Origin of the sequence: Phenylobacterium sp., from assembly GCF_030698145.1 — a bacterium.
Classification (GTDB): Bacteria; Pseudomonadota; Alphaproteobacteria; order Caulobacterales; family Caulobacteraceae; genus Phenylobacterium.
The window spans coordinates 1-2,033 of the sequence record NZ_JAUYNW010000101.1; the positions used below are offsets into that span (position 1 = coordinate 1).

The window sequence follows — 2,033 nt, forward strand, 5'->3', positions numbered from 1 at the left end:
CATGACCGGCGCGAAGCCCGCCCCGGACGCGCCGGCCCCCTCGCGGATCGACAGGTTGGCGAGGGGCAGGTCTCCGAGGTTCAAGGCGCCGCGCTGTTCGAGCTCCTGGCGGGGGAGCGCCGCGATGGACATCGGGGACTGCTGCAGGGCCTCCTCGCGCCGACGGGCGGTGACGATGACTTCATCGACGCCGTTGGGCTGGCGGACCTGTGCGGCGACTTCGCCCACGAGGATCGCGTTCAAGACATGGACAGAGGTCATGACCACGCAGACGCGTTTGCCTCGCGTGGAAAGAGCTTCCCAGGAGAGGCCAGTCTTCGGCGCCTTCATCGGACACTCCCGCCGTCATCGCCCCGCGTAAACTATCGCCATGGTAGAGCGCTCTCACATACGCTTGCCGGCAAGGCTGCGAAAGCGCCGGCGACCGAATCCCACGGCTCGCGGAAGATTTCGTCGAAAACACGGATGTCGCTCCGCGTCATCGGTCCATCGATCTGCAGATGATCGTCGAGCCAGCGCTTCCGCCGGCTGACTTGGATCGGCGCCTACTCCAGATATCCGACGCTGCGGCCCCTTGGCAGAAAAGCGCGGATGCTGCTGAAAAGTCCGCAGCGCAAATTTGGCGGGGTCGGATCATCCCGAAAGCGCCAGCCACACCAGCATCCGATCTCTTGAAGAGGGTTTTCGCCGCTTCAAGGATGTTTCGCCCATGGTCTCTCTGCGAGCCGTGCGCCTGGAGAAAGCCCGCGCGGAGCTCCGCCGGCTGGGATCACAGGCCAATATCGGTGAAGTGGCTCGCAGTTGCGGCTTTCCGCACGTCGGCCGGTTTGCGACCGACTACCGACGCGCGTTCGGGGAGTTGCCGTCCGCGACCAAGGCGTCTGGCGCGGCGCCCTCAGGGGTCGCACCCTCGGCGAGGGGTCCCTGACGAGCCGTCGCCCGACGTTCTTCGGCAACAAGCCTTCCTCCTCATTTTCCCAGGTCGTCAATGAAGGAACTGTCCGGCGGGTCGGCTTCACGCGGACCGCGGCGGGGATCATAGCGGAACAAGGTCGCGCAATAGGGGCAGAGGACCGTGTCCGCCGCGCCCATGTTGAGATAGATGTGCGGGTGGTCGTGGGGTGTGGAGGCGCCGGCGCACTTGAACGCCTTGGCCCCTATCCGGATTTCCGGGATGCCCTGGTCATTCTTGAATTTCACACCATCGTCACGGTCCATCGCACCGGGCCAACTCGTTCTCGATGATGGCGATTTCGATGGCCGCCCTTGCCGCGATGATTTCCGCCGACGGTCTCTTCTTCAATCTCACCGTTCGCGATCGCGCCGGGTCAGAAACTCATGGATGCGGCCAAGCGCCACGCCCCCAATGATATGGGGAACGCAGGCCGTAGCTGGAAGCCCATGTCACCCTCCGACATCTGCGGCGCGCCCGGCCCTTCTTGGGGGCTTCGACGATGGCGGCTTCGGTGGTGATCAGCAGGCCGGCGACCGAGGCCGCGTCCTGCAGAGCCGTCCGAACCACCTTGGCAGGGTCGATGACGCCGGCCGCGACCAGATCGACATATTCCTCGGTCTGGGCGTTGAAGCCGAAGGTCGGCGACGGGTTTTCCAGCACCTTGCCGACCATGATCGAGCCTTCGACCCCGGCGTTTTCCGAGATCTGACGGATCGGGGCCTGCAGGGCGCGGCGCACGATGGCCACGCCGGCTTCCTGGTCGTCATTGTCGCCCTTGAAGCCGTCGAGAACCTTCGAGGCCTTCAGGAGCGCGACGCCGCCGCCGGGGACGATGCCTTCCTCCACGGCCGCGCGGGTCGCGTTCAGGGCGTCATCGACGCGGTCCTTCTTTTCCTTCACTTCGACTTCGGTGGCGCCGCCGACACGGATCACAGCGACGCCGCCGGCCAGCTTGGCCAGACGCTCTTGCAGCTTTTCCTTGTCGTAGTCCGAGGTGGTGTCCTCGATCTGACGCTTGATCTGGCCGATGCGGGCTTCGATCGCGTCCTTGGCGCCGACGCCGTCGACGATGGTGGTG

General features: G+C 65.3%; 3 protein-coding genes and 1 pseudogene. 1 reads left to right on the forward strand and 3 read right to left on the reverse strand.

The window, feature by feature from the left end; translation table 11 throughout:
* Positions 1 to 330 (reverse strand): annotated as a pseudogene (locus Q8Q77_RS15930) (hypothetical protein); the annotation flags it as partial.
* 289 nt (positions 331 to 619) lie between these two features.
* On the opposite strand from Q8Q77_RS15930, the gene Q8Q77_RS20760 reads away from it, so the two are divergent.
* Positions 620 to 928 carry a helix-turn-helix transcriptional regulator gene (locus tag Q8Q77_RS20760; RefSeq protein WP_371130465.1) on the forward strand — a complete coding sequence of 103 codons (309 nt, stop codon included), beginning with the start codon at positions 620 to 622 and terminating at the stop codon, positions 926 to 928.
* A 41-nt stretch (positions 929 to 969) separates the two neighbouring features.
* On the opposite strand, the gene Q8Q77_RS15935 is transcribed toward Q8Q77_RS20760, so the two are convergent.
* Both Q8Q77_RS15935 and Q8Q77_RS15940 read right to left on the reverse strand, forming a co-directional pair.
* Positions 970 to 1,218 (reverse strand): zinc-finger domain-containing protein, encoded by a 249-nt coding sequence (locus tag Q8Q77_RS15935; RefSeq protein WP_305584621.1) that lies wholly within the window; start codon positions 1,216 to 1,218, stop codon positions 970 to 972.
* A 118-nt stretch (positions 1,219 to 1,336) separates the two neighbouring features.
* Positions 1,337 to 2,033 (reverse strand): TCP-1/cpn60 chaperonin family protein (locus tag Q8Q77_RS15940; protein ID WP_371130466.1); only part of this gene is annotated, 697 nt, incomplete at its 5' end.